At 62.9% G+C, this 26,339-nt stretch carries 29 protein-coding genes; 25 read left to right on the top strand and 4 right to left on the bottom strand.

Features of this window, described 5'->3' with window-relative positions; all coding sequences use genetic code 11:
• Positions 1-48: 48 nt before the first annotated feature.
• The 12 genes from fleN (at position 49) to APH35_RS07610 (ending at position 10,628) form a co-directional block, all read left to right on the top strand.
• A complete protein-coding gene (gene fleN / locus APH35_RS07665) occupies positions 49-882 on the top strand; it encodes a flagellar synthesis regulator FleN (protein ID WP_012273492.1) in 834 nt (277 codons plus the stop codon).
• Positions 879-1,619, top strand: a complete 741-nt coding sequence (fliA, locus tag APH35_RS07660) for an RNA polymerase sigma factor FliA (protein WP_012273491.1) — start codon at positions 879-881, stop codon at positions 1,617-1,619. The genes fleN and fliA overlap by 4 nt, the downstream gene beginning before the upstream one ends.
• Positions 1,620-1,726: 107 nt before the next feature.
• Positions 1,727-2,101: a chemotaxis response regulator CheY gene (locus APH35_RS07655; protein ID WP_171577279.1), complete on the top strand. Its 375-nt coding sequence runs from the start codon at positions 1,727-1,729 to the stop codon at positions 2,099-2,101.
• Positions 2,102-2,121: 20 nt separating this feature from the next.
• A complete protein-coding gene (locus tag APH35_RS07650; RefSeq protein ID WP_012273489.1) occupies positions 2,122-2,910 on the top strand; it encodes a protein phosphatase CheZ in 789 nt (262 codons plus the stop codon).
• 12 nt (positions 2,911-2,922) lie between these two features.
• Positions 2,923-5,154, top strand: coding sequence for a chemotaxis protein CheA (locus APH35_RS07645; protein WP_012273488.1), 2,232 nt, complete (start codon positions 2,923-2,925; stop codon positions 5,152-5,154).
• Between the two features lie 46 nt (positions 5,155-5,200).
• Complete coding sequence (locus APH35_RS07640) at positions 5,201-6,331, top strand: protein-glutamate methylesterase/protein-glutamine glutaminase (protein ID WP_012273487.1); 1,131 nt, start codon at positions 5,201-5,203, stop codon at positions 6,329-6,331.
• Positions 6,331-7,071, top strand: a complete 741-nt coding sequence (locus tag APH35_RS07635) for a flagellar motor protein (protein ID WP_012273486.1) — start codon at positions 6,331-6,333, stop codon at positions 7,069-7,071. The genes APH35_RS07640 and APH35_RS07635 overlap by 1 nt, the downstream gene beginning before the upstream one ends.
• Positions 7,072-7,073: 2 nt before the next feature.
• Positions 7,074-7,931: a flagellar motor protein MotD gene (gene motD, locus APH35_RS07630; RefSeq protein ID WP_012273485.1), complete on the top strand. Its 858-nt coding sequence runs from the start codon at positions 7,074-7,076 to the stop codon at positions 7,929-7,931.
• 100 nt (positions 7,932-8,031) lie between these two features.
• Positions 8,032-8,820 (top strand): ParA family protein, encoded by a 789-nt coding sequence (locus tag APH35_RS07625; RefSeq protein WP_060514506.1) that lies wholly within the window; start codon positions 8,032-8,034, stop codon positions 8,818-8,820.
• Positions 8,820-9,710 (top strand): CheW domain-containing protein, encoded by an 891-nt coding sequence (locus APH35_RS07620; RefSeq protein ID WP_060493024.1) that lies wholly within the window; start codon positions 8,820-8,822, stop codon positions 9,708-9,710. The genes APH35_RS07625 and APH35_RS07620 overlap by 1 nt, the downstream gene beginning before the upstream one ends.
• A 41-nt stretch (positions 9,711-9,751) precedes the next feature.
• Positions 9,752-10,231 (top strand): chemotaxis protein CheW, encoded by a 480-nt coding sequence (locus APH35_RS07615; RefSeq protein WP_003254393.1) that lies wholly within the window; start codon positions 9,752-9,754, stop codon positions 10,229-10,231.
• Position 10,232: 1 nt separating this feature from the next.
• Positions 10,233-10,628, top strand: coding sequence for a DUF2802 domain-containing protein (locus APH35_RS07610; protein WP_012273482.1), 396 nt, complete (start codon positions 10,233-10,235; stop codon positions 10,626-10,628).
• A 55-nt stretch (positions 10,629-10,683) separates the two neighbouring features.
• On the opposite strand, the gene APH35_RS07605 is transcribed toward APH35_RS07610, so the two are convergent.
• The 3 genes from APH35_RS07605 to APH35_RS07595 all read right to left on the bottom strand — a co-directional run bounded on the left by APH35_RS07605 (position 10,684) and on the right by APH35_RS07595 (position 15,410).
• Positions 10,684-13,437, bottom strand: a complete 2,754-nt coding sequence (locus APH35_RS07605; RefSeq protein ID WP_060514505.1) for a dermonecrotic toxin domain-containing protein — start codon at positions 13,435-13,437, stop codon at positions 10,684-10,686.
• A gap of 81 nt (positions 13,438-13,518) precedes the next feature.
• Positions 13,519-13,857, bottom strand: coding sequence for an EscU/YscU/HrcU family type III secretion system export apparatus switch protein (locus tag APH35_RS07600; protein ID WP_012273480.1), 339 nt, complete (start codon positions 13,855-13,857; stop codon positions 13,519-13,521).
• Positions 13,854-15,410 carry a flagellar hook-length control protein FliK gene (locus APH35_RS07595; protein WP_060493022.1) on the bottom strand — a complete coding sequence of 519 codons (1,557 nt, stop codon included), beginning with the start codon at positions 15,408-15,410 and terminating at the stop codon, positions 13,854-13,856. Before APH35_RS07595 ends, APH35_RS07600 begins: the two co-directional genes overlap by 4 nt.
• Before the next feature lie 168 nt (positions 15,411-15,578).
• Between APH35_RS07595 and ccmA the strand changes: the two genes are divergently transcribed.
• From ccmA to APH35_RS07530, 13 genes are all read left to right on the top strand, one after another.
• On the top strand, positions 15,579-16,211 hold the full coding sequence (gene ccmA / locus APH35_RS07590; protein ID WP_012273478.1) for a cytochrome c biogenesis heme-transporting ATPase CcmA: 633 nt from the start codon (positions 15,579-15,581) through the stop codon (positions 16,209-16,211).
• Complete coding sequence (ccmB, locus tag APH35_RS07585; RefSeq protein ID WP_013973563.1) at positions 16,199-16,876, top strand: heme exporter protein CcmB; 678 nt, start codon at positions 16,199-16,201, stop codon at positions 16,874-16,876. The genes ccmA and ccmB overlap by 13 nt, the downstream gene beginning before the upstream one ends.
• A 46-nt stretch (positions 16,877-16,922) precedes the next feature.
• Complete coding sequence (locus tag APH35_RS07580; protein WP_012273476.1) at positions 16,923-17,690, top strand: heme ABC transporter permease; 768 nt, start codon at positions 16,923-16,925, stop codon at positions 17,688-17,690.
• Complete coding sequence (gene ccmD / locus APH35_RS07575; protein ID WP_012273475.1) at positions 17,687-17,863, top strand: heme exporter protein CcmD; 177 nt, start codon at positions 17,687-17,689, stop codon at positions 17,861-17,863. The genes APH35_RS07580 and ccmD overlap by 4 nt, the downstream gene beginning before the upstream one ends.
• Entirely contained in the window at positions 17,860-18,315 is a 456-nt protein-coding gene (gene ccmE / locus APH35_RS07570; RefSeq protein WP_012273474.1) for a cytochrome c maturation protein CcmE, read from the top strand. Before ccmD ends, ccmE begins: the two co-directional genes overlap by 4 nt.
• An 11-nt stretch (positions 18,316-18,326) precedes the next feature.
• A complete protein-coding gene (locus tag APH35_RS07565) occupies positions 18,327-20,300 on the top strand; it encodes a heme lyase CcmF/NrfE family subunit (RefSeq protein WP_171577282.1) in 1,974 nt (657 codons plus the stop codon).
• Positions 20,297-20,833, top strand: coding sequence for a DsbE family thiol:disulfide interchange protein (locus APH35_RS07560; RefSeq protein WP_012273472.1), 537 nt, complete (start codon positions 20,297-20,299; stop codon positions 20,831-20,833). Before APH35_RS07565 ends, APH35_RS07560 begins: the two co-directional genes overlap by 4 nt.
• Positions 20,830-21,306 (top strand): cytochrome c-type biogenesis protein, encoded by a 477-nt coding sequence (locus tag APH35_RS07555; RefSeq protein ID WP_060514504.1) that lies wholly within the window; start codon positions 20,830-20,832, stop codon positions 21,304-21,306. The genes APH35_RS07560 and APH35_RS07555 overlap by 4 nt, the downstream gene beginning before the upstream one ends.
• A complete protein-coding gene (ccmI, locus tag APH35_RS07550) occupies positions 21,299-22,495 on the top strand; it encodes a c-type cytochrome biogenesis protein CcmI (RefSeq protein ID WP_060514503.1) in 1,197 nt (398 codons plus the stop codon). The genes APH35_RS07555 and ccmI overlap by 8 nt, the downstream gene beginning before the upstream one ends.
• 12 nt (positions 22,496-22,507) lie before the next feature.
• Positions 22,508-22,924, top strand: a complete 417-nt coding sequence (locus APH35_RS07545; RefSeq protein ID WP_060493021.1) for a hypothetical protein — start codon at positions 22,508-22,510, stop codon at positions 22,922-22,924.
• A 117-nt stretch (positions 22,925-23,041) separates the two neighbouring features.
• The gene (locus APH35_RS07540) at positions 23,042-23,980 is read left to right on the top strand and encodes a 2-hydroxyacid dehydrogenase (protein ID WP_060514502.1); all 939 of its coding nucleotides are present in this window, start codon (positions 23,042-23,044) and stop codon (positions 23,978-23,980) included.
• A gap of 50 nt (positions 23,981-24,030) precedes the next feature.
• Positions 24,031-24,819: a PhzF family phenazine biosynthesis protein gene (locus APH35_RS07535; RefSeq protein WP_060493019.1), complete on the top strand. Its 789-nt coding sequence runs from the start codon at positions 24,031-24,033 to the stop codon at positions 24,817-24,819.
• A 76-nt stretch (positions 24,820-24,895) separates the two neighbouring features.
• Positions 24,896-25,303, top strand: a complete 408-nt coding sequence (locus APH35_RS07530) for a GFA family protein (protein ID WP_012273464.1) — start codon at positions 24,896-24,898, stop codon at positions 25,301-25,303.
• Position 25,304: 1 nt separating this feature from the next.
• On the opposite strand, the gene APH35_RS07525 is transcribed toward APH35_RS07530, so the two are convergent.
• Complete coding sequence (locus APH35_RS07525; protein ID WP_060493018.1) at positions 25,305-26,198, bottom strand: LysR substrate-binding domain-containing protein; 894 nt, start codon at positions 26,196-26,198, stop codon at positions 25,305-25,307.
• Between the last annotated feature and the right edge of the window lie 141 nt (positions 26,199-26,339).

Below are 26,339 nucleotides of genomic sequence, written 5' to 3'. Positions count from 1 at the left end.
TGCCCTACGTGTGGCCTGAGTCCCAGCGAGACAAGGTAAAGAACAGACATGGGTAGCATGCATCCCGTACAGGTGATCGCCGTGACCGGCGGCAAAGGTGGCGTCGGCAAGACTAACGTTTCAGTGAACTTGTCCCTGGCGCTGGCCGAGCTTGGCCGCAGGGTCATGCTGCTGGACGCCGACCTGGGCCTGGCCAATGTCGACGTGTTGCTGGGCCTTACCCCCAAACGTACCCTGGCCGATGTCATCGAAGGGCGCTGCGAGCTGCGTGATGTGATGCTGCAGGGCCCTGGCGGTGTGCGCATCGTGCCGGCAGCGTCGGGTACCCAGAGCATGGTGCACCTGGCCCCGGCCCAGCATGCCGGGCTGATCCAGGCGTTCAGTGAAATCGGCGACAACCTCGATGTGCTGGTGATCGATACCGCTGCGGGTATCGGCGAGTCGGTGGTCAGTTTCGTTCGCGCCGCCCAGGAAGTCCTGCTGGTGGTGTGCGATGAGCCTACCTCGATCACCGACGCTTACGCCCTGATCAAGCTGCTCAACCGCGACTACGGCATGAACCGTTTCCGTGTGTTGGCCAACATGGCGCAGAGCCCGCAAGAAGGGCGCAACCTGTTCGCCAAGCTGACCAAAGTCACCGACCGCTTCCTTGACGTTGCCCTGCAGTACGTGGGCGCCGTGCCGTACGACGAGTGCGTGCGCAAGGCGGTGCAGAAGCAGCGCGCCGTCTACGAAGCCTTCCCTCGCTCCAAGTGTGCGCTGGCCTTCAAGGCGATTGCGCAAAAGGTCGACAGCTGGCCGCTGCCGGCCAACCCGCGCGGCCACCTGGAGTTCTTTGTCGAGCGTCTGGTGCAACCCACCAGCGCGGGACCCGTGCTATGAACGCCAGCGGCTTCAAGATGTACAGCCGGGCGGCGAAAGACGCCCAGTACGAGCTGATCGAACGCTACGCCCCGCTGGTCAAGCGCATCGCTTACCACTTGTTGGCGCGCTTGCCGGCCAACGTCCAGGTCGAGGACCTGATCCAGGCCGGCATGATCGGCCTGCTGGAAGTGGCCAACAAGTACGACGCTAGCAAGGGCGCCAGCTTTGAAACCTACGCCGGCATCCGCATCCGCGGGGCCATGCTGGACGAAGTGCGCAAAGGCGATTGGGCGCCGCGTTCGGTACACCGCAACACTCGTATGGTCAGTGACGCAATGCGTGCGGTTGAGGCTAGAACTGGCCGTGACGCTAAAGATCATGAAGTTGCTGCCGAACTCCAATTGAGTCTCGATGATTACTACGGGATCTTGAACGATACCCTGGGCAGCCGCCTGTTCAGCTTCGACGACCTGTTGCAGGACGGCGAGCACGAAGGGCTGCATGAGGATGGCGCCAGTGGCCAGGTCGAACCTGCGCGTGGCCTGGAAGACGAGCGCTTCCAGGTTGCCCTGACCGAGGCGATCGCCAACCTGCCGGAGCGTGAGCGCCTGGTGCTGGCGCTGTACTACGACGAAGAGCTGAACCTCAAGGAAATCGGCGAGGTACTGGGTGTCAGCGAGTCGCGGGTCAGCCAGTTGCACAGCCAGTGTGCCGCGCGCCTGCGCAGCCGCCTGGGGGAATGGCGGGCACGTTGAGCCCGCTTTCGTTGCAGTCGTTTTCCACGTTGTACCGAATTGAATGAGTGCGTGCTCGGTAGGCCGAGCGCGTTTGAGACTGCTTGGAGGTCTAATTGGACAAGAACATGAAAATCCTCATCGTTGACGACTTTTCGACGATGCGGCGGATCATCAAGAACCTGTTGCGTGACCTGGGCTTCACCAACACCGAAGAGGCCGATGACGGCACCACGGCGCTGCCGATGCTGGAGAACGGCCACTACGACTTCCTGGTGACCGACTGGAACATGCCGGGCATGTCCGGCATCGACCTGCTGCGTAAAGTGCGTGCCAGCGAAAAGCTGAAAAGCATGCCGGTACTGATGGTGACCGCCGAAGCCAAGCGCGACCAGATCATCGAAGCGGCCCAGGCCGGCGTCAATGGTTACGTGGTCAAGCCGTTCACCGCTCAGGTGCTCAAAGAAAAGATCGAGAAGATCTTCGAACGCGTCAACGGCTGAGTCACGTCAGGGGGCGCGCCATGGATTCATCACAAACCTCTTTGGGCGAGTTCGAATCGACCCTGAAGAAGCATGCCCAGGAGTTGGTCGAAAGCCTGGAGCGGGGCCGTTTCGGCGAGGCGGTGCAGCTGATTCACGAGCTGAACCAAACCCGCGATCGCGGCCTGTACCAGGAAGTGGGAAAGCTGACCCGCGAGCTGCACAGCGCCATCGTCAGTTTCCAGATCGACCCGACCATGCCGCAGGCTGAGGAGGTGTCGCAGATTACCGACGCCACCGAGCGCTTGTCGTACGTGGTCAAGCTGACCGAAGGCGCGGCCAACCGCACCATGGACCTGGTCGAGGAAAGCACCCCGGTGCTCAACGACCTGGCAAGCGAGGCCAAGGCCTTGAGTACCGACTGGCAACGCTTCATGCGCCGCGAAGTGGCTGCGCCGGAATTCCGTGACCTGGTCAAGCGTGTCGACAGTTTCCTGACGCACAGCGCCGAAGGTAACCGCAAGGTCGCCGGCCACCTCAACGACATTTTGCTGGCTCAGGACTATCAGGACCTGACCGGCCAGGTGATCAAACGCGTTACCAGCCTGGTAACCGAAGTGGAAAGCAACCTGCTGAAACTGGTGCTGATGGCCAGCCAAGTTGATCGTTTTGCAGGCATTCAGCATGACCACGATCAATTGCGCGCAGAAAAAGATCGAGAAAAACATCCGACTCGGGGTGAAGGTCCGCAGATTCATGCCGATAAGCGTGAAGACGTCGTGTCCGGTCAGGACGATGTCGATGATCTGCTGTCCAGCCTGGGTTTTTAAGGAGCACGTTTGATGAGCTTCGGCGCCGATGAAGAAATCCTCCAGGATTTCCTGGTAGAAGCCGGCGAAATTCTTGAGCAACTGTCCGAGCAACTGGTCGAGCTGGAAAGCCGGCCCGACGATGCCGACCTGCTCAATGCGATCTTTCGCGGTTTCCACACTGTAAAAGGGGGCGCCGGCTTCCTCCAGCTGAACGAGCTGGTGGAGTGCTGCCATATCGCCGAGAACGTGTTCGACGTCCTGCGCAAAGGTGAGCGCCGGGTCGATGCGGAACTGATGGATGTGGTGCTCGAGGCACTGGATACGGTCAACAGCATGTTTGGCCAGGTGCGCGAGCGTGCCGAAGTCACGCCCGCCACCCCTGAGTTGCTGGCCGCGTTGTCGCGCCTGGCCGAACCTGGTGGGGCCGAAGCTGTTGCAGCGCCGGCGCCCGTTGCCGAGGTGGCGGTTGCGGAGCCGGCAGAGGCCGAGGAGCAACAGCAGGACATCACCGACAGCGAGTTCGAGCAGCTGCTCGATTCGCTCGATGCGGTCAAGGCGCAAGCGGCGGCCGATGAACAGATGCAGGGCGAGGCCGTCAGTGGTGCCGGTGACGAAATCACCGACGCCGAGTTCGAATCGCTGCTCGACCAGTTGCACGGCAAAGGCCAGTTCAGTGCCGAGGTTGCTGTGCCGCCGGCTGCCGTCAGCGCCGAAGCGCTCAGTGACGAAATCACCGACGCCGAATTCGAATCGCTGCTCGACCAGCTGCATGGCAAGGGTACTTTCCAGGCTGACGCCTTGCCTGCCGTCAAGGCGCCGGCGCCTGCCGTGGCCGACAACAGCGCCACCAGCGATGAAATCAGCGAGCACGAGTTCGAGGCCCTGCTGGACCAGTTGCATGGCAAGGGCAAGTTCGGTGGTGACGTTGCCGCTGTCGAGACGCCGGCTGCGGCCAAGGTGCAAGCGCCGGCTGCCGCCAAGGCCACCAGCCAGCCGGTGGCCAAGCCCGCCGCCGCGCCAGCGCCGGCCAGCAAACCTGCCGCAGCACCGCGCGCACCGGCGCCGACCGCCGACAAGCATGCCGTCAGCGAAGCGGAAACCACCGTGCGCGTCGATACCGCACGCCTGGACGAGATCATGAACATGGTCGGCGAACTGGTGCTGGTGCGTAACCGCCTGGTGCGCCTGGGCCTGAACAGCGGTGACGAGGCCATGTCCAAGGCCGTGTCCAACCTCGATGTGGTCACCGCCGACCTGCAGACCGCGGTGATGAAAACCCGCATGCAGCCGATCAAGAAAGTCTTCGGCCGCTTCCCGCGGCTGGTTCGCGACCTGGCTCGCCAACTGAAGAAAGAGATCAACCTGGAGCTGGTCGGCGAAGAGACCGACCTGGACAAGAACCTGGTCGAGGCCCTGGCCGACCCGCTGGTGCACTTGGTGCGCAACGCTGTCGACCACGGTATCGAGATGCCCGATGAGCGTGAAGCTTCCGGCAAGGCGCGCACTGGCCGCGTAGTGCTGTCGGCCGAACAGGAAGGCGACCACATCCTGTTGTCGATCTCGGACGACGGCAAGGGCATGGACCCCAACATCCTGCGTGCCAAGGCCGTGGAAAAGGGCCTGATGGACAAGGACGCCGCCGAGCGGTTGAGCGAGTCGGACTGCTACAACCTGATCTTCGCCCCAGGCTTCTCGACCAAGACTGAGATTTCCGACGTGTCCGGCCGTGGCGTGGGCATGGACGTGGTGAAGACCAAGATTTCCCAGCTCAACGGTTCGATCAACATCTTCTCGGCCAAGGGCCAGGGCTCGAAGATCGTCATCAAGGTGCCGTTGACCCTGGCGATCATGCCCACCCTGATGGTGATGCTGGGCAACCAGGCGTTTGCCTTCCCGCTGGTCAACGTCAATGAGATCTTCCACCTCGACCTGTCGCGCACCAACGTGGTCGACGGCCAGGAAGTGGTGATCGTGCGCGACAAGGCGCTGCCGCTGTTCTACCTCAAGCGCTGGCTGGTCCAGGGCCAGGTGCACGAAGAGCAGCACGAGGGCCATGTGGTGATCCTGTCGGTCGGCACCCAACGCATCGGCTTTGTCGTCGATCAACTGGTGGGCCAGGAAGAAGTGGTAATCAAGCCACTGGGCAAGATGCTGCAGGGCACCCCGGGCATGTCCGGGGCCACCATCACTGGCGACGGTCGCATTGCGTTGATTCTCGACGTCCCGAGCATGCTCAAGCGTTACGCCGCGCGGCGTATTTGATTTCGGTGGCGCACCCTGGCGGGTTGCGCCGCCTAATGGAGTGTTTATGGCAGTCAAGGTCCTGGTGGTGGATGATTCCGGTTTCTTCCGCCGCCGCGTCTCGGAAATCCTCTCGGCGGATCCGACGATCCAGGTAGTGGGTACCGCGACCAACGGCAAGGAAGCAATCGACCAGGCGCTGGCGCTCAAGCCCGATGTCATCACCATGGACTACGAAATGCCCATGATGGATGGCATCACTGCTGTGCGGCACATCATGCAGCGCTGCCCGACGCCCGTATTGATGTTCTCGTCGTTGACCCATGAGGGCGCCCGCGTGACCCTCGACGCGCTGGACGCCGGCGCGGTGGATTACCTGCCGAAAAACTTCGAAGACATCTCGCGCAACCCCGACAAGGTCAAGCAACTGCTGTGCGAAAAGGTGCATACCATTTCCCGCAGCAACCGCCGTATTGGCAGCTATGCCAGAACGGCCCCGGTCGCCGCGCCTGCGCCTGCCAGTAGCCACGCGCCCGCCAGCACCTTCACCAGCCCGGCGCAGGCGCGCCCGGCTGTGCCTGCCCGTGCAGCGGCCCCGGCCCCGGCGGCCACGCACTCGCCAGCGCCCAAGCGCAAGCCCTACAAACTGGTGGCTATCGGCACCTCCACGGGTGGCCCGGTGGCCCTGCAGCGGGTATTGACCCAATTGCCGGCCAATTTCCCGGCGCCGATCGTGCTGATCCAGCACATGCCGGCGGCCTTCACCAAGGCCTTTGCCGAGCGCCTGGACAAGCTGTGCCGCATCAGCGTCAAGGAGGCCGAGGACGGCGACATGCTGCGCCCTGGCCTGGCCCTGCTGGCCCCTGGTGGCAAGCAGATGATGATCGATGGCCGTGGCACGGTGAAGATCCTGCCCGGTGACGAGCGCCTGAACTACAAACCCTGCGTGGACATCACGTTCGGTTCGGCGGCCAAGTCGTATGGTGACAAGGTGTTGTCGGTGGTGCTCACCGGCATGGGCGCCGATGGCCGCGAAGGCGCGCGCCTGCTCAAGCAGGGGGGCAGCACGGTGTGGGCCCAGGATGAAGCCAGCTGCGTGATTTATGGCATGCCCATGGCCATCGTCAAGGCCAACCTGGCCGATGCGGTGTACAGCCTGGACGAAATCGGCAAGCACCTGGTGGAGGCGTGCGTCTGATGGATGTCCTCAGCCTGATCGGCCTGATCCTCGCGTTTGTTGCCATCGTCGGGGGCAACTTCCTCGAAGGCGGCCATGTCGGTGCCCTGATCAATGGCCCGGCGGCACTGATCGTGCTGGGCGGCACCCTGGCGGCGGCGTTGCTGCAGTCGCCACTGTCGTCGTTCAAGCGCGCCTTGCAGATTTTGCGCTGGATTCTCTTTCCGCCACGGGTTGACCTGGCGGGCGGTATCGATCGCGTGGTGAACTGGAGCTTGACCGCGCGCAAGGAAGGCCTGCTCGGCCTGGAAAGCGTGGCCGACAGCGAGCCCGACCCGTATGCGCGCAAGGGCCTGCAGCTGCTGGTGGATGGCGCCGAGCCAGAAGCCATCCGCAGCATTCTTGAAGTCGACTTTCTGACCCAGGAAGCCCGTGACATCCAGGCTGCCAAGGTGTTCGAGAGCATGGGCGGCTACGCGCCAACCATCGGCATCATCGGTGCGGTGATGGGCCTTATCCACGTGATGGGCAACCTGGCTGACCCGTCCCAGCTGGGCAACGGTATTGCCGTGGCCTTCGTCGCCACTATCTACGGCGTGGCCAGCGCCAACCTGATCCTGCTGCCGATTGCCAACAAGCTCAAGGCCAACGTGATGCGCCAGTCGCGCTACCGCGAGATGCTGCTCGAAGGCTTGTTGTCGATTGCCGAGGGTGAAAACCCGCGCTCGATCGAGCTGAAGCTGCAAGGCTTCATGGAGTAACCATGCGTCGCCGTCGTCATACCGAGGAACACGAAAACCACGAGCGCTGGTTGGTGTCTTACGCCGACTTCATTACTTTGCTGTTCGCCTTTTTCGTGGTGATGTACTCGATTTCCTCGATCAACGAGGGCAAGTACAAGGTTATTTCCCAGGCCTTGCTTGGTGTCTTCAATGACCCCGAGCGCAGCATGAAGCCGATCCCCATTGGCGATGAACAGCCATTGAGCGTGCGCCCGGCAGAGCCACTGGTGAAAGACAGCGAGCAGACCGAGGCGGGCCTGGCCGCGACCAATGTCGACCCGTTGAAAACCATCAGCGATGATGTGCGCGACGCTTTTGGCGACCTGATCAACAGTAACCAGATGACCGTGCGTGGCAACGAGCTGTGGATCGAGATCGAGTTGAATTCGTCGCTGTTGTTCGGCAGTGGCGATGCCATGCCCAGTGACAAGGCGTTTGCGATCATCGACAAGGTGGCCAACATTCTCAAGCCGTTCGCCAACCCGGTGCACGTCGAAGGCTTCACCGACAACCTGCCGATCCGCACCGCGCAGTACCCGACCAACTGGGAGCTGTCGTCGGCGCGGGCGGCAAGCATCGTGCGTCTGCTGGCCATGGAAGGGGTCAACCCGGCGCGCATGGCCTCGGTTGGCTATGGCGAGTACCAGCCGGTGGCCAGCAACGACACCGCTGACGGCCGCGCACGCAACCGTCGGGTGGTGCTGGTGATTTCCCGCAACCTCGAAGTGCGCCGCAGCCTGACTGGTTCGGGCAGTGCCAATGCCACGCCGGATGCCGCATTGCGCCGGGCTGGCACACAAAGTGCACCGGCAACGCCAGCAACGGTGGCGGGGCAGTAACTCGTCAATTCTCTGTCACCGCTTGACTTGTGGAAGCTGGCTTGCCGGCAAGCCAGCTTCCACGGGTCTCCGGTGTAATGAATGAGTCAAGAGTCGTCCTATGAGAGTCTGGGCAGTAGCCAATCAAAAAGGTGGCGTGGGCAAGACCACCACTACCATCGCCCTGGCCGGCCTGCTGGCCGAGGCCGGCAAGCGCGTGGTCGTCGTCGACCTCGACCCGCATGGCTCGATGACCAGCTATTTCGGGCACAACCCGGATGCCTTGGAGCACAGCTGCTACGACCTGTTCCTGAACAAGGGCGCGGTGCCCGAGGGCTTGCCTGGGCAACTGCTGCTGCCCACCAGCGACGAGCGCATTTCGCTGTTGCCGTCGAGTACCGCGCTGGCGGTGCTGGAGCGCCAGTCGCCGGGGCAGAATGGCTTGGGCCTGGTCATCGCCAAGAGTCTGGCGCAGCTGTGGCAGGATTTCGACTTTGCCCTGATCGACAGCCCCCCTTTGCTGGGCGTGCTGATGGTCAATGCCTTGGCCGCCAGCCAGCAACTGGTGATTCCGGTGCAAACCGAATTCCTGGCGGTGAAGGGCCTGGAGCGAATGGTCGGGACCTTGGCCATGGTCAACCGTTCGCGCAAGCAGGCGCTGCCGTACCAGATCGTGCCGACTTTGTTCGACCGCCGTACCCAGGCTTCGCTGGGCACGCTCAAGCAGTTGCGCGATAGCTATGGCCAGCAGGTGTGGCAGGGCTACATTCCTGTCGATACGCGCCTGCGCGATGCCAGCCGCAAAGGCGTCACTCCGTCGCAGTTCGACAGCAAGAGCCGTGGGCTGATTGCCTACCGGGCGCTGCTCAAGCACCTGCTGACCAACAAGCCTTCAGTGCAGGTGGCCTGATGACCCAGATTCGGCACACCAGCACCCGGCCACAGATGGCCCTGCAGTCATACCTCGACGGCCTGCTGCAGGAGGCCACCGAGGCTGAAGACCTGAGCGAGCCGCCGGCGGCGGATGAGTTCGCCGAGGCGGTGCGTGAGGAGCAGGTACGCGATGCCCGGCCGCTGGCCCAGCCTGAACCTGCTGAAGCCACCGTCAGCGTTGCTTCGCGGCCGTTCGCTGAACCCAGATTGGCGGTTTTGCCCAGCGTAATGCCGGTGGAAGCGCCGGTGGTGGCGGTGGTCGAGCAGGCGGTGGTGGCCGAAGCCGCTATCCCGGTGCTGGTCGAAGAGCAAGCCGTGGAACCGGCTGTACCGCTGGTCGATGTGCACCTGCCAGCACCCAACCTGCCTCTGCCCCCGGCCACCGTCGACGGTCGCCCGGTGTGGGCGGCCGAGCCGTTCGAATGCCTGCTGTTCGATGTTGCCGGCCTGACTTTGGCGGTGCCGTTGGTGTGCCTGGGCTCGATCTACACCTTGGCGGGCCAGGAGCTGACGCCCCTGTTCGGTCAACCCGACTGGTTCCTCGGCATCCTGACTTGCCAGGCAGGCAACCTGAAGGTATTGGACACCGCGCGCTGGGTAATGCCCGACCGCTACCGCGATGACTTTCGCCAGGGCCTGCAATACGTGATTTCCGTACAAGGTTACGAATGGGGGCTGGCGGTGCACCAGGTCAGCCGCTCGCTGCGCCTGGACCCGTCCGAGATCAAGTGGCGCAGCCAGCGTGGTCAGCGCCCGTGGCTGGCCGGTACCGTGATCGAACACATGTGTGCACTGCTCGACGTCGCCGCACTGGCCGAGTTGATCGCCAGTGGCGCGGTCAAGCAGATGCATGCCAAACAGAAATGACACCGAACACACCGCCAACGGCGGATTTTGAGGGTAGGGGAATGAAAAAGTCGTCTGCACAAGGTTCTGAAGATCCGATCCTGCAGTGGGTTACCTTCCGTCTGGACAACGAGTCCTACGGCATCAACGTGATGCAGGTGCAGGAAGTGCTGCGCTACACCGAGATTGCCCCGGTGCCGGGCGCGCCAAGCTATGTGCTGGGTATCATCAACCTGCGCGGCAATGTGGTGACGGTGATCGACACCCGTCAGCGTTTTGGCCTGATGCCGACTGAAGTCACCGACAATACCCGTATCGTCATCATCGAGGCTGACAAGCAGGTGGTCGGCATTCTGGTGGACAGCGTGGCCGAAGTGGTTTACCTGCGCCAGTCCGAAATCGAGACCGCGCCGAACGTGGGTAACGAAGAGTCGGCCAAGTTCATCCAGGGTGTGTGCAACAAGAATGGCGAACTGCTGATTCTGGTCGAGCTGGACAAGATGATGACCGAGGAAGAATGGTCCGAGCTGGAGAACATCTGAGTTGATTCTACAGGTTGCTGTCATCTTCCTGGCGCTGGTCTGGGCGCTGAGCCTGTGGTTCTTCCTCAACTACAGCAAGCGCCAGCGCGAGCTGGCTGCGCAGCAGGCCGAGGGCGACGCGCTGCGTGACCAGCGCATCAAGGACTTGGCCAAGCGCCTGGACGACTACCAGAACGGCACCGTGCGCATGGGCGAAGCGCTGCACGAGCTGAGCGTGACGATGGCCCCGCTGCCCGACAAGATCCAGCAACTGGAGCAGCGCGACCCCAACAACGTCACGTTTTCTCAGGCGGCCAAGCTGGTGGGGATGGGCGCCAGCGTGGCCGAGCTGACCGAAAGCTGCGGCCTGACCCAGGCCGAGGCGGAATTGATGAGCAAGCTGCATCGCAGCGGCTGATCAAACGGGCGGCCCAGGCCGCCCGTTTCGTTCAGGGGTGTTGCCGCCTTGGCATTCAGGTAGTGGCCCAGGAATGCATGCCGCCCACTTTGGCCACGCGGGAAAGTGGTGTGCGCTGGAGCTGTAAAGCCTTGAAAGCTTCCAGGTCTACGTACAGGAAGCTGTTGATGCGCGGCATCATGTACAGGTTGTGAATCTGACGCATGCAATAGAGATCTGGAAGAGCCCGGTCTATCACGGCATTGAGCATGCCGGGGCCGCACAGCTCGCTTAGCCGGTTGGCATAGCGGTAGAAACCCGCGGGGTCATCTGCCAACGTGGGGCGCAGCTGATAAAAGTCCGCGTTGACCAGGTAGCGGGCACGCATCTCTTCGCAAATCGTCAACAGTATTGGGTTACCGGCGTGGCTGCCAATCATGCTGGTATTGAACAGCGTGTTCATGCCCAGCTTCTCGTTCTGCATGGGCGGGTACAACAACAACCCGTCATCGGTGGTGACCAGGGCAACGGTATCGATGGCCGCTGTGTTCTGGGAGGTGCCGGCAGCAGTGCCTAGCAGCTGGTCATCGACGTCCATGTACAACCCGCCTTCGGCGTGCAGTATCGGGTAGCGCAACACATCCGACGCTGAGGAAAAGTTGGTGGCTACACCGCCATTGCCATCGATTGCCGCTTGATACTGGGCAAAGTACGGGCTTTGTTCGAAGGCTTTGAAGAATGCCTGGTCTTCCAGGGCCAACACTTGCAACCCAGGTACTTTTGCATCCAGGTTGCGCAGGTTCTGCGCATAGGCCTCGGGGTTTGCTTTAGACAGGAATAACCGATAACGGTAAGCGCTATCGCGCAGCAATCCTGCATTGTTCGCCAGTGTATCCAGCAACGTGTCGCCAAGGGGTTTATCGCCAACCCACAGTGACGAAATGAGCTTGGGGATGGGGTGAGCGCCTTGGACGATCGGGGCCGGTAGCTGTATGGGAAATTGCACATCGATACCCAGTGCACGCAGGGATGCCATGCGCATCTGGTCGGTGACGTTACGGCCTTCGGGGTTGGCGATGCGTACGTTGCCGGTCCCGGGCTCGGCCTCGTAGTAAACCGGTGCTACCTCGTTGGTACCTTCAATGGTGATGAACAAATCGGTTTCCATGTCATACACAAGGTCGAGTTCCTCCACGTAGCCGGGTACCTCTTCCAAGTAACCGACAAGCTGATCCGTATCACCGTTGTACTTGGGATAGCGCCGTACCGAATTGGCCACTTCGGCATCAGCACCTTCCAGTGGCGCTATGTGCGCGGGGTGGTGGAAATAGGGCGCTACCTCCACTTCCGGTAAATGGGGCGGGCTTACGGGGCTCAGAGGGTATCCCCATTGCTCATTGATTTTGCGCGGGAGAACGAAGCCGTCCTCCTGAAAGCGGAACAGTGCAGTGCCTTTGACCATGACTTCAGCGGCCAAGGGGGTCGCATTCAAGAGCCCATAAGCGATATTGCCCACCCCTTGCTGCTTGTCGCGCAAGGTTTTCCCATTGATAGCCTGGTCCAGGCCAAGGGCAAGCTGTGTTATTCCGCCCAGTGCAAGCAGGGGAGCAAGCCCAGGCACCACGAATGTCAACGGCGCCACAAGATTCAGGGTGCTATTCAGGTAGCTGGCCCATCTGGATTTGTTTACCTGCGCATTGCTGGTGATGATGAAGTCGGCATCGTCGTAGCAACGTTGGCGCTGCCGCTCAGCCATGGCCTGAAACAGGTCGCCGGTAATGTCGGGGTTGTACTTGTCCGGACGGTAATTGACATAGGTACGCGGCGGCCATTTGCCGTCATCGTTGAAAAAGCCATGTTCCGCTGGCAGACGGTGGTAGAGCGGGTAGACACCCAGGCCTTCCAGCGCAGTGTCCAGGCCACTGAAATCGATGCCCTGCGGGCCGTCGGCCAAGCGGAAATGTTGTTTGAGCGCCTGGCGCCCGGCTGCGTCTCTACACCGTTCACCCATCCAGTCTTTCAATAGATTTTCGCTGGCGAACTCAAGTATTGGCGAACTGTTACCTGGTGCGTAGAGCAGGCTCAGGTCGGTCTTGCCATCGTTGATGTAGAGCAAATCGGTAGCGGCATAGCCGTAGATGCTCAGGGTGCTCAAGCGTAAACGTTTGCCGCGCGGAATCAGCTCGGCGGCGCGCCAGGCCAGTTTGCGTGCGGCATCGCTCAGGCTGCCTTCTGCGACCTGTTTGTTGCAGGCAGCGATGAAGTTGAGCTTGCAGCACAGTCGATAGTCCGCCAGGTGTTTGTGCCAGTAGGTATCGAGCGACGCCCTGTAACGGGTGTGGAAGTCCAGTGCTTCTATATGTGCTTGCAGTGCTTCGGCGTGGATGTCGAGCAGTGTCGAGTGATCGTAACGGGCGGGCGTGGTGCGCCTGAACAGGCCATTGAACACTTGATACCAGGCGCCATTATCGTAAATGGGTTGTGGGGGTAAGTGATCGACCAGCGTGATCGGGCCATCTTCCGGCAGCTTGCCGGCCCACGGTTCTCTGAATAACCCGCCGAAGAAATTGTTGTTGGATTCGCCTTGCCAATTCGTCAGTACCGCCTGGGTAAGGCTGATACGTTGGACGACCACAGCTTGGTAGCTGGCGAAGCCATGGGGGTGAACATGCAGCGTGACAACATCGATCAGGTCAGGGTCAAGGTTCACACCCTGCCTGGTTAGCCAATCGGCAATTGCCCGTTTGGCCTCGTGGTCAGGACGGGGAAGGATAGCCAGATGATCGCGAACCCTTTGTACGCCGGCAGCATTGATGTGCGGGGTGGTCATGTCGGTCTCCGTGGTTTGGGAAACCCACAGCATTGATCGACTGATCGACAGGGGAGCGGTAGATAGTGCTGAGCCAGAGACTCAAGCCGGCGGGCCAGGCAGAAGCGGGAGCACCTCGGTCACGTCACGCTCACCTTTTGATGAAGTGTCGAAGCCGTAGGGGACTTTGCCGCGTAACTGCCAGGCAAATGCAATGATCTCGGCAATGGTCAGGTACAACGCCTCTGGTATTTGCTCGCCCAGTTCCAGGCGTGCAAGCAGCCTCACCAGTTCGGCGTTTTCATAGATCGGCACCTCGTGCTCGCGGGCCAGGGCCAGGATGGCTTCGGCCAGCGCATCATCACCCTTGGCGCTGAGGGTAGGGGCCTGCTGGCCATCGTAGTTCAGGGCAATGGCTTGGCGTGTGTGCTTCTGACTCATGCGTTTTCATCCACCCAGCGTTGTTCTACCCGCGTACGCGGGCCTTGTGGCGGCGTGCCGGGGTGGCATTCCAGGTCGCCAACATCCAGGCCTCGTGCCAGCAGGCGCTCGCGCAGGGCACCGAGCTGGGTATCGATCAGCCGCGCGGTTGGCTCGCGCTCTGCCCACAGTTGCCCGCTCAGGCGGCCCTGGCTCAATTGTGCCTGCACCTGCATGGGCCCCAGTGGTGAAAGGTCGAAAGCCAGCTCGATACGCCACAGGGCTTGCAGCGGGTCTTGCGCTTCATGTTGGCGGTCGGCCTGCTGTTGCGGGGTTTCTTCGCGTTGCAGTTTGACCTGCAGCGGGATGAATTCCTGGCCGTGGCGGATCGGCACTTCCGTTTGCCAGGTGGTCTGCAGGTTGCCGTTTTCCAGCGTGCCGGTTTGTTGCAGGCTGCTCATGGCGTGGTTCTGCAGGCGTGAAACGGCAGCTGCAGCCAGGCGCAGCAGCTGTTGCAGGTCGCCTTCGTCCTCCAGGGCCTTGAGCAGGCGCGTGGGCAGCGGAAATGCCCCCGGCTGCGGTTTGGGGCTGACCCGTTCGAGCATGCCCAGGGCGCTGCGTGCCAGCGCCGGCATGGTCACGGCAAGGCTGGCGGGGGCCAGGTTGATGGTGCCCGTCGGGAGGGCCGGGGCCTGGCCGACCAGCCGCAGCAAGTGTGCCTTGAGGTCGGTGGCGACGCTGGCGGGGAACCCGCCCAGCAGTTTCGCTTCGAAGAAAGCACCGCTGTTGTTAAGGGCCTGGGCCACGCCCTTGGCATCGCCCAGTTGCCGGGCATCCGGCAGGCCGGCCAGCAGGCGTTCGGCGCTGGCGCGCAGGTCGCCATCGGCGCCAGGGTCGCGGGTAAGCTGTTGCAGCGCGTTGAGCAGGCCGGGCAGCGAGGCCTGGCGGTTTTGCTGGGTAAGCAACTGCTGGGCAATGCTGAGTTGGTCCTGCCTGCCGCTAAGCGGCACGAAACGCAGCGACTGGTCACCCTGCACCAGCGCGCTGAGCAGGCTGCCAATGGCCAGCGGACGCGGGCTGTCGATGCTCAGGGTGGCGCCGGCCTGGGCGCTGTTGAGCAGGCTGACCAGCGCCCGGTAGACTGTCGGTTGGCCGGGTGCCTGAGCCAGTGCCTGGTTGGTCAGCACCTTGCCTTGCAGCAGGGTGCCGACCGGCACTTTGCTGGTATCGAGTTGGGTAAGGGTGGCGACCTGGCTGGCGCTCGCCTGTTGCAGCATGATCGCCAGGCGGTTGCTTTCGGTTTGGCTGACCGTGACCTGGCTGCCTTGGGGCAGAGGCTGGCTGGCGTTGGCCTGCAGTTGGGTCTGCACACCGTTGGCCTGGATCAGGCGCAGCACCAGCTGAAACTCCTGGCCGGTTTGGCGCAACGACACGACTTCGGCCTGCGCGGTCTCGCCGGGGGCCAACAGGCCGGGCTGAGCCTGGATCAGGCGCAGCAGTTCGCCGGTCATGCCGGCCTTCATGGCTTGGCTGTTGAGCGCGGTTTGTGCGCCGAGACTATTGATTTCAGTCATGATTGTATACAACCTGTCGAGCCCGGCCTCTTGGCAGCGCGGCGGCGCGTGTAATAATGCCGAGCGCCCGTGGTTGCCAGTATAACGGCAGCGCGCCGGGTGACTTGAGACACAAGGGCTTCGGGCCGGCGTCGCCGGCGCGAAGCCCTACAAAGATAAGGCGAAACCGTGACCCTTCACCTCCAAGCCGCGGGCCTGGCCTGCGAGCGCGACTGGCGCCTGCTGTTCGAACAGCTCGATTTCGAGCTGGGCGCCGGCGACATGCTGCAGATCAGCGGCCCCAACGGCAGCGGCAAGACCAGCCTGCTGCGGCTGCTGGCCGGGCTGATGCAGCCGACCGCCGGGCAGATCCTGCTGGGCGGCAAGCCACTGGCCGAACAGCGCCATGCCCTGGCCAGCATTCTGCTGTGGATTGGCCATGCCGCCGGCATCAAGGACCTGCTCACCGCCGAGGAAAACCTTACCTGGCTGTGCGCCCTGCATCAGCCGGCCAGCCGCGAAGCGATCTGGGCGGCGCTGGAGGCTGTCGGCTTGCGCGGTTTCGAAGATGTACCCTGCCATACCCTGTCGGCCGGCCAGCAGCGCCGCGTGGCCCTGGCCCGGTTGCACCTGGCTTGCCCGCCGCTGTGGATTCTCGACGAACCCTTCACTGCGCTCGACAAGCAAGGTGTGGCGCAGCTGGAAGCTCACCTGGCGGCCCACTGCGAGCAGGGCGGCACGGTGGTACTGACCACCCACCACACGCTGGAACGCAAGCCCTCCGGTTACCGTGAACTGAACCTGGGGCAATGGGCGGCATGAGTGTGTTCATTTTGTTGCTGCGCCGCGAAGCGCGCCTGCTGTTCCGTCGCCCGGCCGAGCTGGCCAACCCGCTGGTGTTTTTCGCCATCGTCGTAGCCTTGTTCCCGCTGGCGGTCGGCCCGGAAAGCCAATTGTTGCAAACTTTGTCGCCGGGCTTGGTCTGGGTGGCAGCATTGCTGGCGGTGCTACTGTCACTGGACGGCCTGTTTCGCAGCGATTTCGAAGACGGCTCGCTGGAGCAATGGGTGCTGTCGCCACACCCGCTGGCATTGCTGGTGCTGGCCAAGGTGCTGGCGCACTGGATCTTTTCCGGGCTGGCGCTGGTATTGTTGGCGCCGTTGCTGGCGCTGATGCTGGGGCTGCCGAGCCATTGCCTGCCGGTGCTACTTGGGTCTCTGCTGTTGGGCACGCCGGTATTGAGCCTGCTGGGTGCGGTAGGCGCGGCGCTGACAGTCGGCCTTAAGCGCGGTGGTTTGTTACTGGCGTTGCTGATTCTGCCGTTGTATATCCCTGTATTGATCCTGGGCAGTGGTGCGTTGCAAGCGGCGTTGCAAAATATGCCGGCAACCGGCCACCTGCTCTGGCTCGCCAGCCTCACGGCACTGGCCGTGACCCTGGCACCCTTTGCGATAGCGGCCGGCCTGAAGATCAGCGTCGGCGAATAACGAGTCCCGGGCTCTCAAGCCCGGCAAATACCCTGGATGTACCCTGATGAAAATAAGCTGGACGTGGTTCCACAAGCTGGGCTCCCCGAAATGGTTCTATGCCATCAGCGGCCGCATGCTGCCATGGCTGGCCGGCGCTGCCGTGCTCCTGCTGCTGGTCGGTATCACCTGGGGCCTGGCCTTCGCTCCCCAGGACTACCAGCAAGGCAACAGCTTCCGCATCATCTATATCCACGTGCCGGCGGCGATGCTGGCGCAGTCCTGCTACGTGCTGCTGGCAGTGGCCGGGGTGGTGGGGCTGGTGTGGAAGATGAAACTGGCCGACGTCGCCCTGCAATGCGCCGCGCCCATCGGCGCCTGGATGACCGCCGTGGCGCTGGTGACCGGCGCCATCTGGGGCAAGCCGACCTGGGGCAGCTGGTGGGTGTGGGATGCCCGCCTTACGTCCATGCTCATCCTGCTGTTCCTGTACTTCGGCATTATTGCGCTGGGCCAGGCGATCAGTAATCGTGACAGTGCGGCCAAGGCCTGCGCGGTGCTGGCGATCGTCGGCGTGGTGAACATCCCGATCATCAAGTATTCGGTGGAGTGGTGGAACACCCTGCACCAGGGCGCCACCTTCACCCTCACCGAAAAACCGGCGATGCCTGCAGAAATGTGGCTGCCGCTGCTGTGCACGGCGCTGGGCTTCTATTGCTTCTTCGGCGCCGTGCTGTTGCTGCGCATGCGCCTTGAAGTGCTCAAGCGCGAGGCGCGCGCCAGTTGGGTCAAGGATGAAGTGTTGAACAGCCTGGGGCGGAGGGCCGCACAATGAGCTTTGCCACCTTCGGTGACTTTCTCGCCATGGGCCACCATGGCCTGTACGTGTGGTCGGCCTATGGCATTTGCCTGGCGGTGCTGGCGCTGAATGTCGCCGCGCCACTGCTGGCCCGCCGTCGCTACCTGCAAGAAGAGGCGCGCCGTTTGCGCCGGGAGAACAACCAGTGAATCCGCAGCGCAAGAAACGCCTGTTGCTCATCGTCGGCCTGCTGGTCGGCGTCGGGGTTGCCGTCGGCTTTGCCTTGAGCGCATTGCAGCAGAACATCAACCTGTTCTACACACCGACCCAGATCGCCAACGGCGAAGCACCGCTGGACACGCGCATCCGCGCTGGCGGCATGGTCGAGAAAGGCTCGGTGCAACGTTCGTCCGACTCACTGGACGTGCGCTTCGTGGTCACCGACTTCAACAAGTCAGTGCCGATCACCTACCGTGGCATCCTGCCCGACCTGTTCCGTGAAGGGCAGGGCATTGTCGCCCTTGGCAAGGTCAACGCCGACGGCGTGGTGGTGGCCGATGAAGTGCTGGCCAAGCACGACGAGAAGTACATGCCGCCCGAGGTGAGCAAAGCCCTGAAAGAAAGCGGCCAGGCCGCCACGGGCGGGGAGGCCAAGCCATGAACGCCGCGTTGGTGATCCCCGAACTGGGCCAGTTGGCGATGATCCTGGCCATTTGCTTTGCCGCTGTGCAGGCCAGTGTGCCGCTGCTCGGTGCCTGGCGTGGCGACAGCCTGTGGATGAGCCTGGCACGGCCGGCGGCGTGGGGGCAGTTTGCCTTCCTGGCGTTCGCCTTCGCCTGCCTGACCCATGCCTTCATGACCGATAACTTCTCGGTCGCCTATGTAGCCAGCAACTCCAACAGCGCCTTGCCCTGGTACTACAAGTTCAGCGCGGTGTGGGGTGCCCACGAAGGCTCGTTGCTGTTGTGGGCATTGATCCTCGGCGGCTGGACCTTTGCCGTGTCGGTGTTTTCGCGGCAGTTGCCGCAGGTGATGCTGGCCCGCGTGCTGGCGGTCATGGGCATGATCAGCGTGGGCTTCCTGAGCTTCCTGATCATTACCTCCAACCCGTTCCAGCGCCTGCTGCCGCAGGTGCCGACCGATGGCCGTGACCTCAACCCGCTGCTGCAGGACTTTGGCCTGATCGTTCACCCGCCGATGCTGTACATGGGCTACGTGGGCTTTTCGGTGGCCTTCGCCTTCGCCATTGCCGCCTTGCTCGGCGGCCGCCTCGACGCCGCCTGGGCGCGCTGGTCGCGGCCGTGGACCATCGTCGCCTGGGCCTTCCTCGGCGTGGGTATCACCCTGGGCTCGTGGTGGGCCTACTACGAGCTGGGCTGGGGCGGCTGGTGGTTCTGGGACCCGGTGGAAAACGCCTCGTTCATGCCTTGGCTGGTGGGTACGGCGCTGATCCACTCGCTTGCAGTGACCGAAAAGCGCGGGGTGTTCAAGAGCTGGACCGTGCTGCTGGCAATTGCCGCATTCTCGCTGAGCCTGTTGGGTACCTTCCTGGTGCGCTCGGGCGTGCTGACCTCGGTGCACGCATTTGCCGCCGACCCGTCGCGGGGCATTTTCATCCTGATTTTCCTGCTGTTCGTGGTCGGTGGTTCGCTCACCCTGTTCGCCCTGCGCGCACCGGTGGTCAAGAGCCAGGTCGGGTTCGCCCTGTGGTCGCGGGAAACGCTGCTGTTGGCCAACAACCTGGTACTGGTGGTGGCGGCTTCGATGATTCTGCTCGGCACCCTGTACCCGCTGGTACTCGATGCGTTGACGGGGGCCAAGCTGTCGGTCGGCCCGCCGTACTTCGATGCCTTGTTCCTGCCGCTGATGGCGCTGCTGATGGTAGTGCTGAGCATTGGCGTGGTCGTGCGCTGGAAGGACACCCCGGGCAAATGGCTGGTCAGCATGATGACCCCGGTGCTGATCGGCAGCGCCATCCTTGCCCCGGTTGCCGGCTTCATCGTCGACGACTTCGACTGGCCGACCCTGACGGCCTTCGCCCTGGCTGCCTGGGTGGTGCTCGGCGGGCTGCGTGACATTCTCGACAAGACCCGCCACAAGGGCCTGGTCAAGGGGCTGCCCGGCCTGGGCCGCAGCTACTGGGGCATGCAACTGGCGCACCTGGGCCTGGCGGTGTGCGCGCTGGGCGTGGTGCTGTCGAGCAACAACAGCGCCGAACGCGACCTGCGCATGGCGCCGGGCGAAAGCGTGGAGCTGGGTGGTTACCACTTCCTGTTCCAGGGCGCCAAGCACTTCGAAGGGCCGAACTTCATCTCTGACAAGGGCACCATCGTGGTCAGCCGCAATGGCCGTGAAGTGACCACCTTGCACCCAGAGAAGCGCCTGTACACCGTGCAGCAGTCGATGATGACCGAAGCAGGCATCGACGCTGGCTTTACCCGCGACCTGTACGTCGCCCTTGGCGAGCCGCTGGAGAACGGCGCCTGGGCCGTGCGTGTGCATATCAAGCCTTATGTCCGCTGGATCTGGCTGGGCGGTCTGTTGACCGGCCTGGGCGGGTTGCTGGCGGCCCTCGACCGGCGCTACCGCGTCAAGGTCAAGACCCGGGTACGCGATGCCCTGGGCGTGTCTGGAGCAGCTGCATGAAGCGTTGGATCATGGTAGTCCCCCTGGCGGTGTTTCTGCTGGTGGCGGTGTTCCTCTACAAGGGGTTGTTCCTCAAGCCCGACGAGTTGCCCTCGGCAATGATCGGCAAACCGTTCCCGGTGTTTTCCCTGGCCTCGACTCAGGGCGACCGTACGCTGACCCAGGCTGACTTGCAGGGGCGCCCGGCGTTGGTCAACGTGTGGGCCACCTGGTGCCCGTCGTGCAAGGTCGAGCACCCGTACCTGAACCAGCTGGCCCAGCAGGGTGTGGTGATCCACGGGGTCAACTACAAGGACGACAATGCCGCCGCGCAGAAATGGCTGGCCGAGTTCCACAACCCCTACCAGCTGGATATCCGTGACGAGCAAGGCAGCCTGGGCCTGGACCTGGGGGTGTACGGCGCGCCGGAAACCTTCCTGATCGATGCCAAGGGCATCATCCGTTACAAGCACGTGGGCATTGTCGATGCCACCGTATGGCGTGAGCAGCTGGCGCCGCTGTACCAAGGCCTGGTCGACGAGGCCAAGCCATGAAGCGTTGGCTGGCAGCTGCCGTACTGGGCATGAGCCTGGCCGGCGTGGCCAAGGCGGCCATCGACACCTACCAGTTTCGCGACGAGGCCGAGCGCGAGCGCTACCAGCAATTGACCAAGGAACTGCGCTGCCCCAAGTGCCAGAACCAGGACATTGCCGACTCCAACGCACCGATTGCCGCTGACCTGCGCCGGGAAATCTTCCGCATGCTTGGTGAAGGCCAGAGCAACCAGCAGATCGTCGACTTCATGGTCGACCGCTATGGCGACTTCGTGCGCTACAAGCCTGCGCTGAGCGGGCGTACCTGGGTGCTGTGGTTCGGCCCGGGGATTTTGCTGGCCGGTGGCTTCGTGGTGTTGGCGGTGATCGTTCGCCGGCGCCGTGGTGCGGCTGTGCAGGGCGCCAATGAGTTGTCTGCCGAAGAACGCGAGCGTCTCGCCAAACTGCTGGAAAAAGAACAGACCCATGATTGAATTCTGGCTTAGCGCGGGCCTGCTGCTGCTCGCTGCCCTCAGCTTTTTGCTGATCCCGATCCTGCGTGGCCGTCGTCGCCAGCAGGAAGAAGACCGCACGGCCCTGAACGTGGCCCTGTACCAGGAGCGTGTTGCCGAACTGGCTGCCCAGCAGGCTGCCGGTGTGCTCGACGAGGCGCAGTTGACCAAGGGCCGTGACGAGGCAGCCCGCGAGCTGCTGGCCGACACCGAGGGCGCCGAGGCCCCACGCCAGGGCCATCTTGGCAAGGCCCTGCCGCTGCTGGCTGCCGTGCTGGTACCGCTGATGGCGCTGGGGTTGTACCTGCACTTCGGTGCAGCCGACAAGGTGGCGCTGACCCAGGAATTCGCCGAGGCGCCGAAGTCGATGGAAGAAATGACCACACGCCTGGAGCGTGTGGTGCAGGCTCAGCCGGATTCGGCCGAGGCCCTGTATTTCCTCGGTCGGGCCTACATGGCCGAGCAGCGCCCGGCCGATGCCGCGCGTACCTTCGAGCGAGCAGTGGCGCTGGCGGGTCGCCAGCCCGAACTGCTCGGGCAGTGGGCCCAGGCCTTGTACTTCGCCGCCGACAAGCAGTGGAGCCCGCAGGTACAGGCGCTGACGGACGAAGCGCTGAAGGCCGACCCCAATGAGGTCACCAGCCTGGGCCTGCGCGGTATCGCTGCCTTCGAGGGTGAGCGCTATCAGGAAGCCATAGACTACTGGAAGCGCTTGCTGGCGCAGTTGCCGGAGGGGGATACATCGCGCGCGGCCCTGCAGGGCGGTATCGACCGCGCCGCCGAGCGGCTGGGCGCAGCGCCAGCACAGGCTGCCGAGCCTGCGCCTTTGGCGGCTCGCCTGAAAGTACGTGTGGAACTGGCGGCGGCGCTTAAGGACAAGGTCAAGCCGGACGACACGGTGTTCATTTTCGCGCGCGCCAGCAATGGCCCACCGATGCCGCTGGCAGCCAAGCGGGTGACCGTGGCGCAGTTGCCGATCGAAGTGGAATTGTCGGATGCTGACGCAATGATGCCGCAGATGAAACTGTCGCAATTTGCCGAAGTCCAACTGGTTGCACGTGTTTCGCGCGCTGGCCAGCCTACTCACGGCGAGTGGATTGGCCAGGGCGTACCGCTGCCAAGCGCTACTCAGGCCACCCAGCGCCTGACCATCGACAGCCCCGACCAGTAAGAGAGCAATCCCATGCACAGCACCGTCCGCCTGACCCTGATTACCCTGGCCCTGGGTTTGTCTGCGTGTACGGTGCATCAGCCGTATGAGCAGCCCGCGCCACCGATCGAGCGTTTGCCGCCGCAGGGGCCGGTGGTCAAGCCGTTGCCGGGCGGGCAGCCCTCTACTCAGCCGAGCAAGCCGGCGGCGATACCCAAGCCAATGCCGCGCACCTCGGCCAGTTTTGCGCCACCGCCTGGTGGGGCCAGCCACTGGGACCCCAAGCTTGGGGTATATGTATTGGAGAAACAGCCCAATACCTTTTACCGGCAGCGCACCTACTACCGGTTTGACAATGGCTGGAGCTGGTCGCTGAGCCCGAATGGGCCTTGGCAGGAAACTGACAGCAGTGGTGTGCCGGGAGGCTTGGGGCGAGCATTCGCGCAGTAATGAGCGCTTTGGGGCTCATGACACACCCTACCGATACAGTACAGTTTGTCGCGCAATTACCCATTGACTGTACTGCACAGTAGTTCCGCATAATGCCCCTTCATATTGGGAGGTGGCATGCGCAAGACAGTCCTGGTACTGGTAGAAACCGTCGATGATTACCTACCCATGCTGGAGCAGGCCGGTTACCGCCTGATCCGTGCCCCCTCACCGCAACTGCGGGCCGAGGCCATTGAGCGTCACGCCGATGACATCGATGCCGTGCTCACCCGTGGGCCACTGGGGCTGACTGCCGCCGAAATCGACGCATTGCCCAAGTTGCAGATCATCTGCGTGATCGGTGCCGGCTACGAGCAGGTCGACCTGGCTGCCGCCGCAGCCCGCGGCATCACCGTTACCAACGGTGCCGGGGCCAATGCCGCTGCCGTCGCCGACCACACCCTGGCTTTGCTGCTGGCGCTGCTGCGCAACATTCCCCGTGGCGATGCCAGTACCCGGCGCGGGGAATGGAACCGAGTGATCAGCCCTTCGGTGAGTGGCAAACGCCTGGGCATTCTGGGCCTTGGCGCAGTGGGGCTGGCAATCGCCAAGCGTGCTCACCTGGGCTTCGACATGCCCATCAGCTACCACAGCCGCACGCCACGCCAGGATGTGCCTTACACCTGGTACGACAGCCCGCGACACCTGGCCGAGGCCGTCGACATTCTGGTCGTTGCCACCCCGGGTGGTGCCAACACTCGGCATCTGGTCCATGCGCAGGTGCTGGAGGCTTTGGGGGCTGAGGGCTATCTGGTGAACATCGCCCGTGCCAGCGTGGTCGACACGCAGGCCCTGATTACCGCATTGCAGCATGGCCAGCTGGCTGGCGCCGCGCTGGACGTATTCGACGACGAACCGGCAGTGCCCGATGCCCTCAAGGCCTTGGCCAACACCGTGCTCACACCCCATGTGGCCGGCCAGTCGCCGGAAGCCGCACGCGACACGGTGGCACTGGTGCTGCGCAACCTGCAGGCGTTCTTTGCCGGTGAGCCGGTATTGACCCCGGTACGCTCGTAACCTTTTCCAGTTAACTGCCTGGCAGCGCCCAGGCAACCAGGAGTGTGTGCATGCAACTCGAAATCTTCCAGGTCGATGCCTTTTCCGCTGAACCGTTCGGTGGCAACCCGGCCGCAGTGATCCCGCTGCAAGGCTGGCTGCCGGACGATGTACTGCAGCGCATTGCCGAAGAAAACAACCTGTCGGAAACCGCCTACTTCGTGCGCAATGGCGAAACGTTCGACCTGCGCTGGTTTACCCCGACCGTGGAAGTCGACCTGTGCGGCCATGCCACCCTGGCCTCGGCCTATGTGCTGTTCGAGCAACTGGGTGAGCAGACGCAGGTGCTGCGCTTCAATACCCGCAGTGGCGAACTGCGCGTCAGCCGTGGCGCTGACGGGCTGCTGGCCATGGACTTCCCGGCTAAGCAACCGGAAGCCGTGGATATCCCGGCGGGCCTGTTGCAGGCATTGGGTCTGAACGCGGCACAGGCGCTGTATCGCAGCGACGATTATGTAGTGGTGATCGATGACGCTTTGCTGCTCGATACACTGAAACCAGACTTCGTTGCGTTGTCGGCATTCGACGTGCGCGGTATTGCCGTGACTGCGCCAGGGCGTGGCTTTGATTTCGTCACCCGCTGGTTTGGCCCACGGGTTGGCGTGAATGAAGACCCGGTAACCGGGTCTGCGCACACCTCGCTGGCGCCGGTTTGGGCCGAAAGATTGGGCAAGAGCGTGCTGGGCTGCGAGCAAGGCGGGGCACGCAAAGGGCAGCTGCAGTGCGAAGTGCCGGGCAATGGTCGAGTGATCATCAGTGGGCGGGCGGCGTTGTACCTGCGTGGTACTGTCTATATTTAACACGCTGTCACCGTCCCTTGTAGGCGCGGCACAAGGCCGCGCCTACAAGGCCCATCTTCCGCTCAAGGAACTACCCATGGCCAAGGAAAAACAAGGCACCTGCCTGTGCGGCGCTACCCGGCTCACGGTCACCGTCGACAACACCCATATCAGCGCCTGCCATTGCAGCATGTGCCGTAAGTGGACCGGGGGGCCATTGCTGGTGGTGCACTGCAGCCAACCTCCGCTGATCGAAGGGCGTGCGCCCAGCGTCTACGATTCGTCCGATTGGGCCCAGCGTGGTTTCTGTGGCCGGTGCGGCACGCACCTTTACTACCGGCTCAAGGCCAACGACTTCCACGCCGTGCCGGTCGGCCTGCTCGATGGCGACCAAGAGTGGGATTTCGACCTGCAGATCTTCGTCGAGGAAAAACCGTCCTGGTATTGCTTCGCCAACCAGACCAAGGAACTCACCGGCCAGGAGGTACTTGAGCAGTACAGCTGATTCAGGCCTGTGCCAGCAGCCACTCGGCAAACACCTGTGCGGCGGGTGAGGGCAGAGCCTGGCGGTCGTGCACCAGGTAGTCGGCCTGACCGGTGCGTACTTCAAAATCGCACACCTGGCGGATCAGGCCGCTGTTGATGCGTTCACGGGCCATGGACTCCCAACCCAGGCCCACGCCCATTCCTTGCATGACCGCGTCGAACACCAAGTTCACCTGGTTGAAGGTGAGCGCATCGGCGGGTGCCTGATAGCGCTGGCCAAAATGGGCGAACCAGTCGTGCCAGTCCAGGCAGTTCCAGGCCGAGGCATCGAGCTGGATCAGTGGCATGGCCTGCAGCGCCGCCAGGCTGTCGACCTGGCTGATGTCCCAGCGGCTGCTGGCAATCGGGTAGATCACTTCATCGAACAGCTTGCTGGCTTGCAGCGAACGCCAGCGGCCATGCCCGTAGAGAATACCGAAGTCGTAATCGGCAACCAGGCTCTCGTTGATGTCGTTGCTGGCATGGATGTTCACCGTAAGCCCAGGGTGCTGTTCGTTGAAGCGCAGCAGGCGCGGGAACAACCAGTATTGCGCCACGGCATGGGTGCAGATGACGCTGACATGGCGGTTGCCATGGCCGCTTTTCAAGCGCTGGACGTTGGCCAGCAGCTTGTCCAGCATCGGCTCGACCACATCATGGAAGTGCTCGCCAGCGGTGGTCAGCGTAATGCCGCGGGCGCGGCGTTCGAACAGCTGGGTGCCGAGTTGGTCTTCGAGCAAGCGAATCTGCTTGGATACCGCGCTCTGAGTCAGGTAAAGCTCGCCGGCGGCACGGGTGAAACTGCCAGTACGGGCCACAGCCTCGAAGGCGATCAGGGTATCGAGCGGGGGTAGGTGGCGGCTGTAGCGGCTCATGGTTGGCTCCGTGCAAGGTCGTGGCGGCGCCACCTGGCAACATCTTAATGAGCGCGCTGGCATTCCTCCAGGGAATGCAGCGATGCGAATTCATCTTTTGCCCGATACCCTGCGCACAGGTAGCCTGCGTTCATCTTCAAA

Origin of the sequence: Pseudomonas sp. NBRC 111132 (assembly GCF_001320565.1) — a bacterium.
Lineage (GTDB): Bacteria > Pseudomonadota > Gammaproteobacteria > Pseudomonadales > Pseudomonadaceae > Aquipseudomonas > Aquipseudomonas putida_P.
Note: the sequence above shows the minus strand (reverse complement) of the source record. Positions and strands in the feature narration are given on the sequence as shown.

Bases quoted from the DNA above. Each gene is read 5' to 3' on its own strand.
- fleN (WP_012273492.1), top strand. From the start codon at position 49: ATGGGTAGCATGCATCCCGTACAGGTGATCGCCGTGACCGGCGGCAAA.
- fliA (WP_012273491.1), top strand. From the start codon at position 879: ATGAACGCCAGCGGCTTCAAGATGTACAGCCGGGCGGCGAAAGACGCC.
- APH35_RS07655 (WP_171577279.1), top strand. From the start codon at position 1,727: ATGAAAATCCTCATCGTTGACGACTTTTCGACGATGCGGCGGATCATC.
- APH35_RS07650 (WP_012273489.1), top strand. From the start codon at position 2,122: ATGGATTCATCACAAACCTCTTTGGGCGAGTTCGAATCGACCCTGAAG.
- APH35_RS07645 (WP_012273488.1), top strand. From the start codon at position 2,923: ATGAGCTTCGGCGCCGATGAAGAAATCCTCCAGGATTTCCTGGTAGAA.
- APH35_RS07640 (WP_012273487.1), top strand. From the start codon at position 5,201: ATGGCAGTCAAGGTCCTGGTGGTGGATGATTCCGGTTTCTTCCGCCGC.
- APH35_RS07635 (WP_012273486.1), top strand. From the start codon at position 6,331: ATGGATGTCCTCAGCCTGATCGGCCTGATCCTCGCGTTTGTTGCCATC.
- motD (WP_012273485.1), top strand. From the start codon at position 7,074: ATGCGTCGCCGTCGTCATACCGAGGAACACGAAAACCACGAGCGCTGG.
- APH35_RS07625 (WP_060514506.1), top strand. From the start codon at position 8,032: ATGAGAGTCTGGGCAGTAGCCAATCAAAAAGGTGGCGTGGGCAAGACC.
- APH35_RS07620 (WP_060493024.1), top strand. From the start codon at position 8,820: ATGACCCAGATTCGGCACACCAGCACCCGGCCACAGATGGCCCTGCAG.
- APH35_RS07615 (WP_003254393.1), top strand. From the start codon at position 9,752: ATGAAAAAGTCGTCTGCACAAGGTTCTGAAGATCCGATCCTGCAGTGG.
- APH35_RS07605 (WP_060514505.1), bottom strand. From the start codon at position 13,437: ATGACCACCCCGCACATCAATGCTGCCGGCGTACAAAGGGTTCGCGAT.
- APH35_RS07600 (WP_012273480.1), bottom strand. From the start codon at position 13,857: ATGAGTCAGAAGCACACACGCCAAGCCATTGCCCTGAACTACGATGGC.
- APH35_RS07595 (WP_060493022.1), bottom strand. From the start codon at position 15,410: ATGACTGAAATCAATAGTCTCGGCGCACAAACCGCGCTCAACAGCCAA.
- ccmB (WP_013973563.1), top strand. From the start codon at position 16,199: ATGGGCGGCATGAGTGTGTTCATTTTGTTGCTGCGCCGCGAAGCGCGC.
- APH35_RS07580 (WP_012273476.1), top strand. From the start codon at position 16,923: ATGAAAATAAGCTGGACGTGGTTCCACAAGCTGGGCTCCCCGAAATGG.
- ccmD (WP_012273475.1), top strand. From the start codon at position 17,687: ATGAGCTTTGCCACCTTCGGTGACTTTCTCGCCATGGGCCACCATGGC.
- APH35_RS07560 (WP_012273472.1), top strand. From the start codon at position 20,297: ATGAAGCGTTGGATCATGGTAGTCCCCCTGGCGGTGTTTCTGCTGGTG.
- APH35_RS07555 (WP_060514504.1), top strand. From the start codon at position 20,830: ATGAAGCGTTGGCTGGCAGCTGCCGTACTGGGCATGAGCCTGGCCGGC.
- ccmI (WP_060514503.1), top strand. From the start codon at position 21,299: ATGATTGAATTCTGGCTTAGCGCGGGCCTGCTGCTGCTCGCTGCCCTC.
- APH35_RS07545 (WP_060493021.1), top strand. From the start codon at position 22,508: ATGCACAGCACCGTCCGCCTGACCCTGATTACCCTGGCCCTGGGTTTG.
- APH35_RS07540 (WP_060514502.1), top strand. From the start codon at position 23,042: ATGCGCAAGACAGTCCTGGTACTGGTAGAAACCGTCGATGATTACCTA.
- APH35_RS07535 (WP_060493019.1), top strand. From the start codon at position 24,031: ATGCAACTCGAAATCTTCCAGGTCGATGCCTTTTCCGCTGAACCGTTC.
- APH35_RS07530 (WP_012273464.1), top strand. From the start codon at position 24,896: ATGGCCAAGGAAAAACAAGGCACCTGCCTGTGCGGCGCTACCCGGCTC.
- APH35_RS07525 (WP_060493018.1), bottom strand. From the start codon at position 26,198: ATGAGCCGCTACAGCCGCCACCTACCCCCGCTCGATACCCTGATCGCC.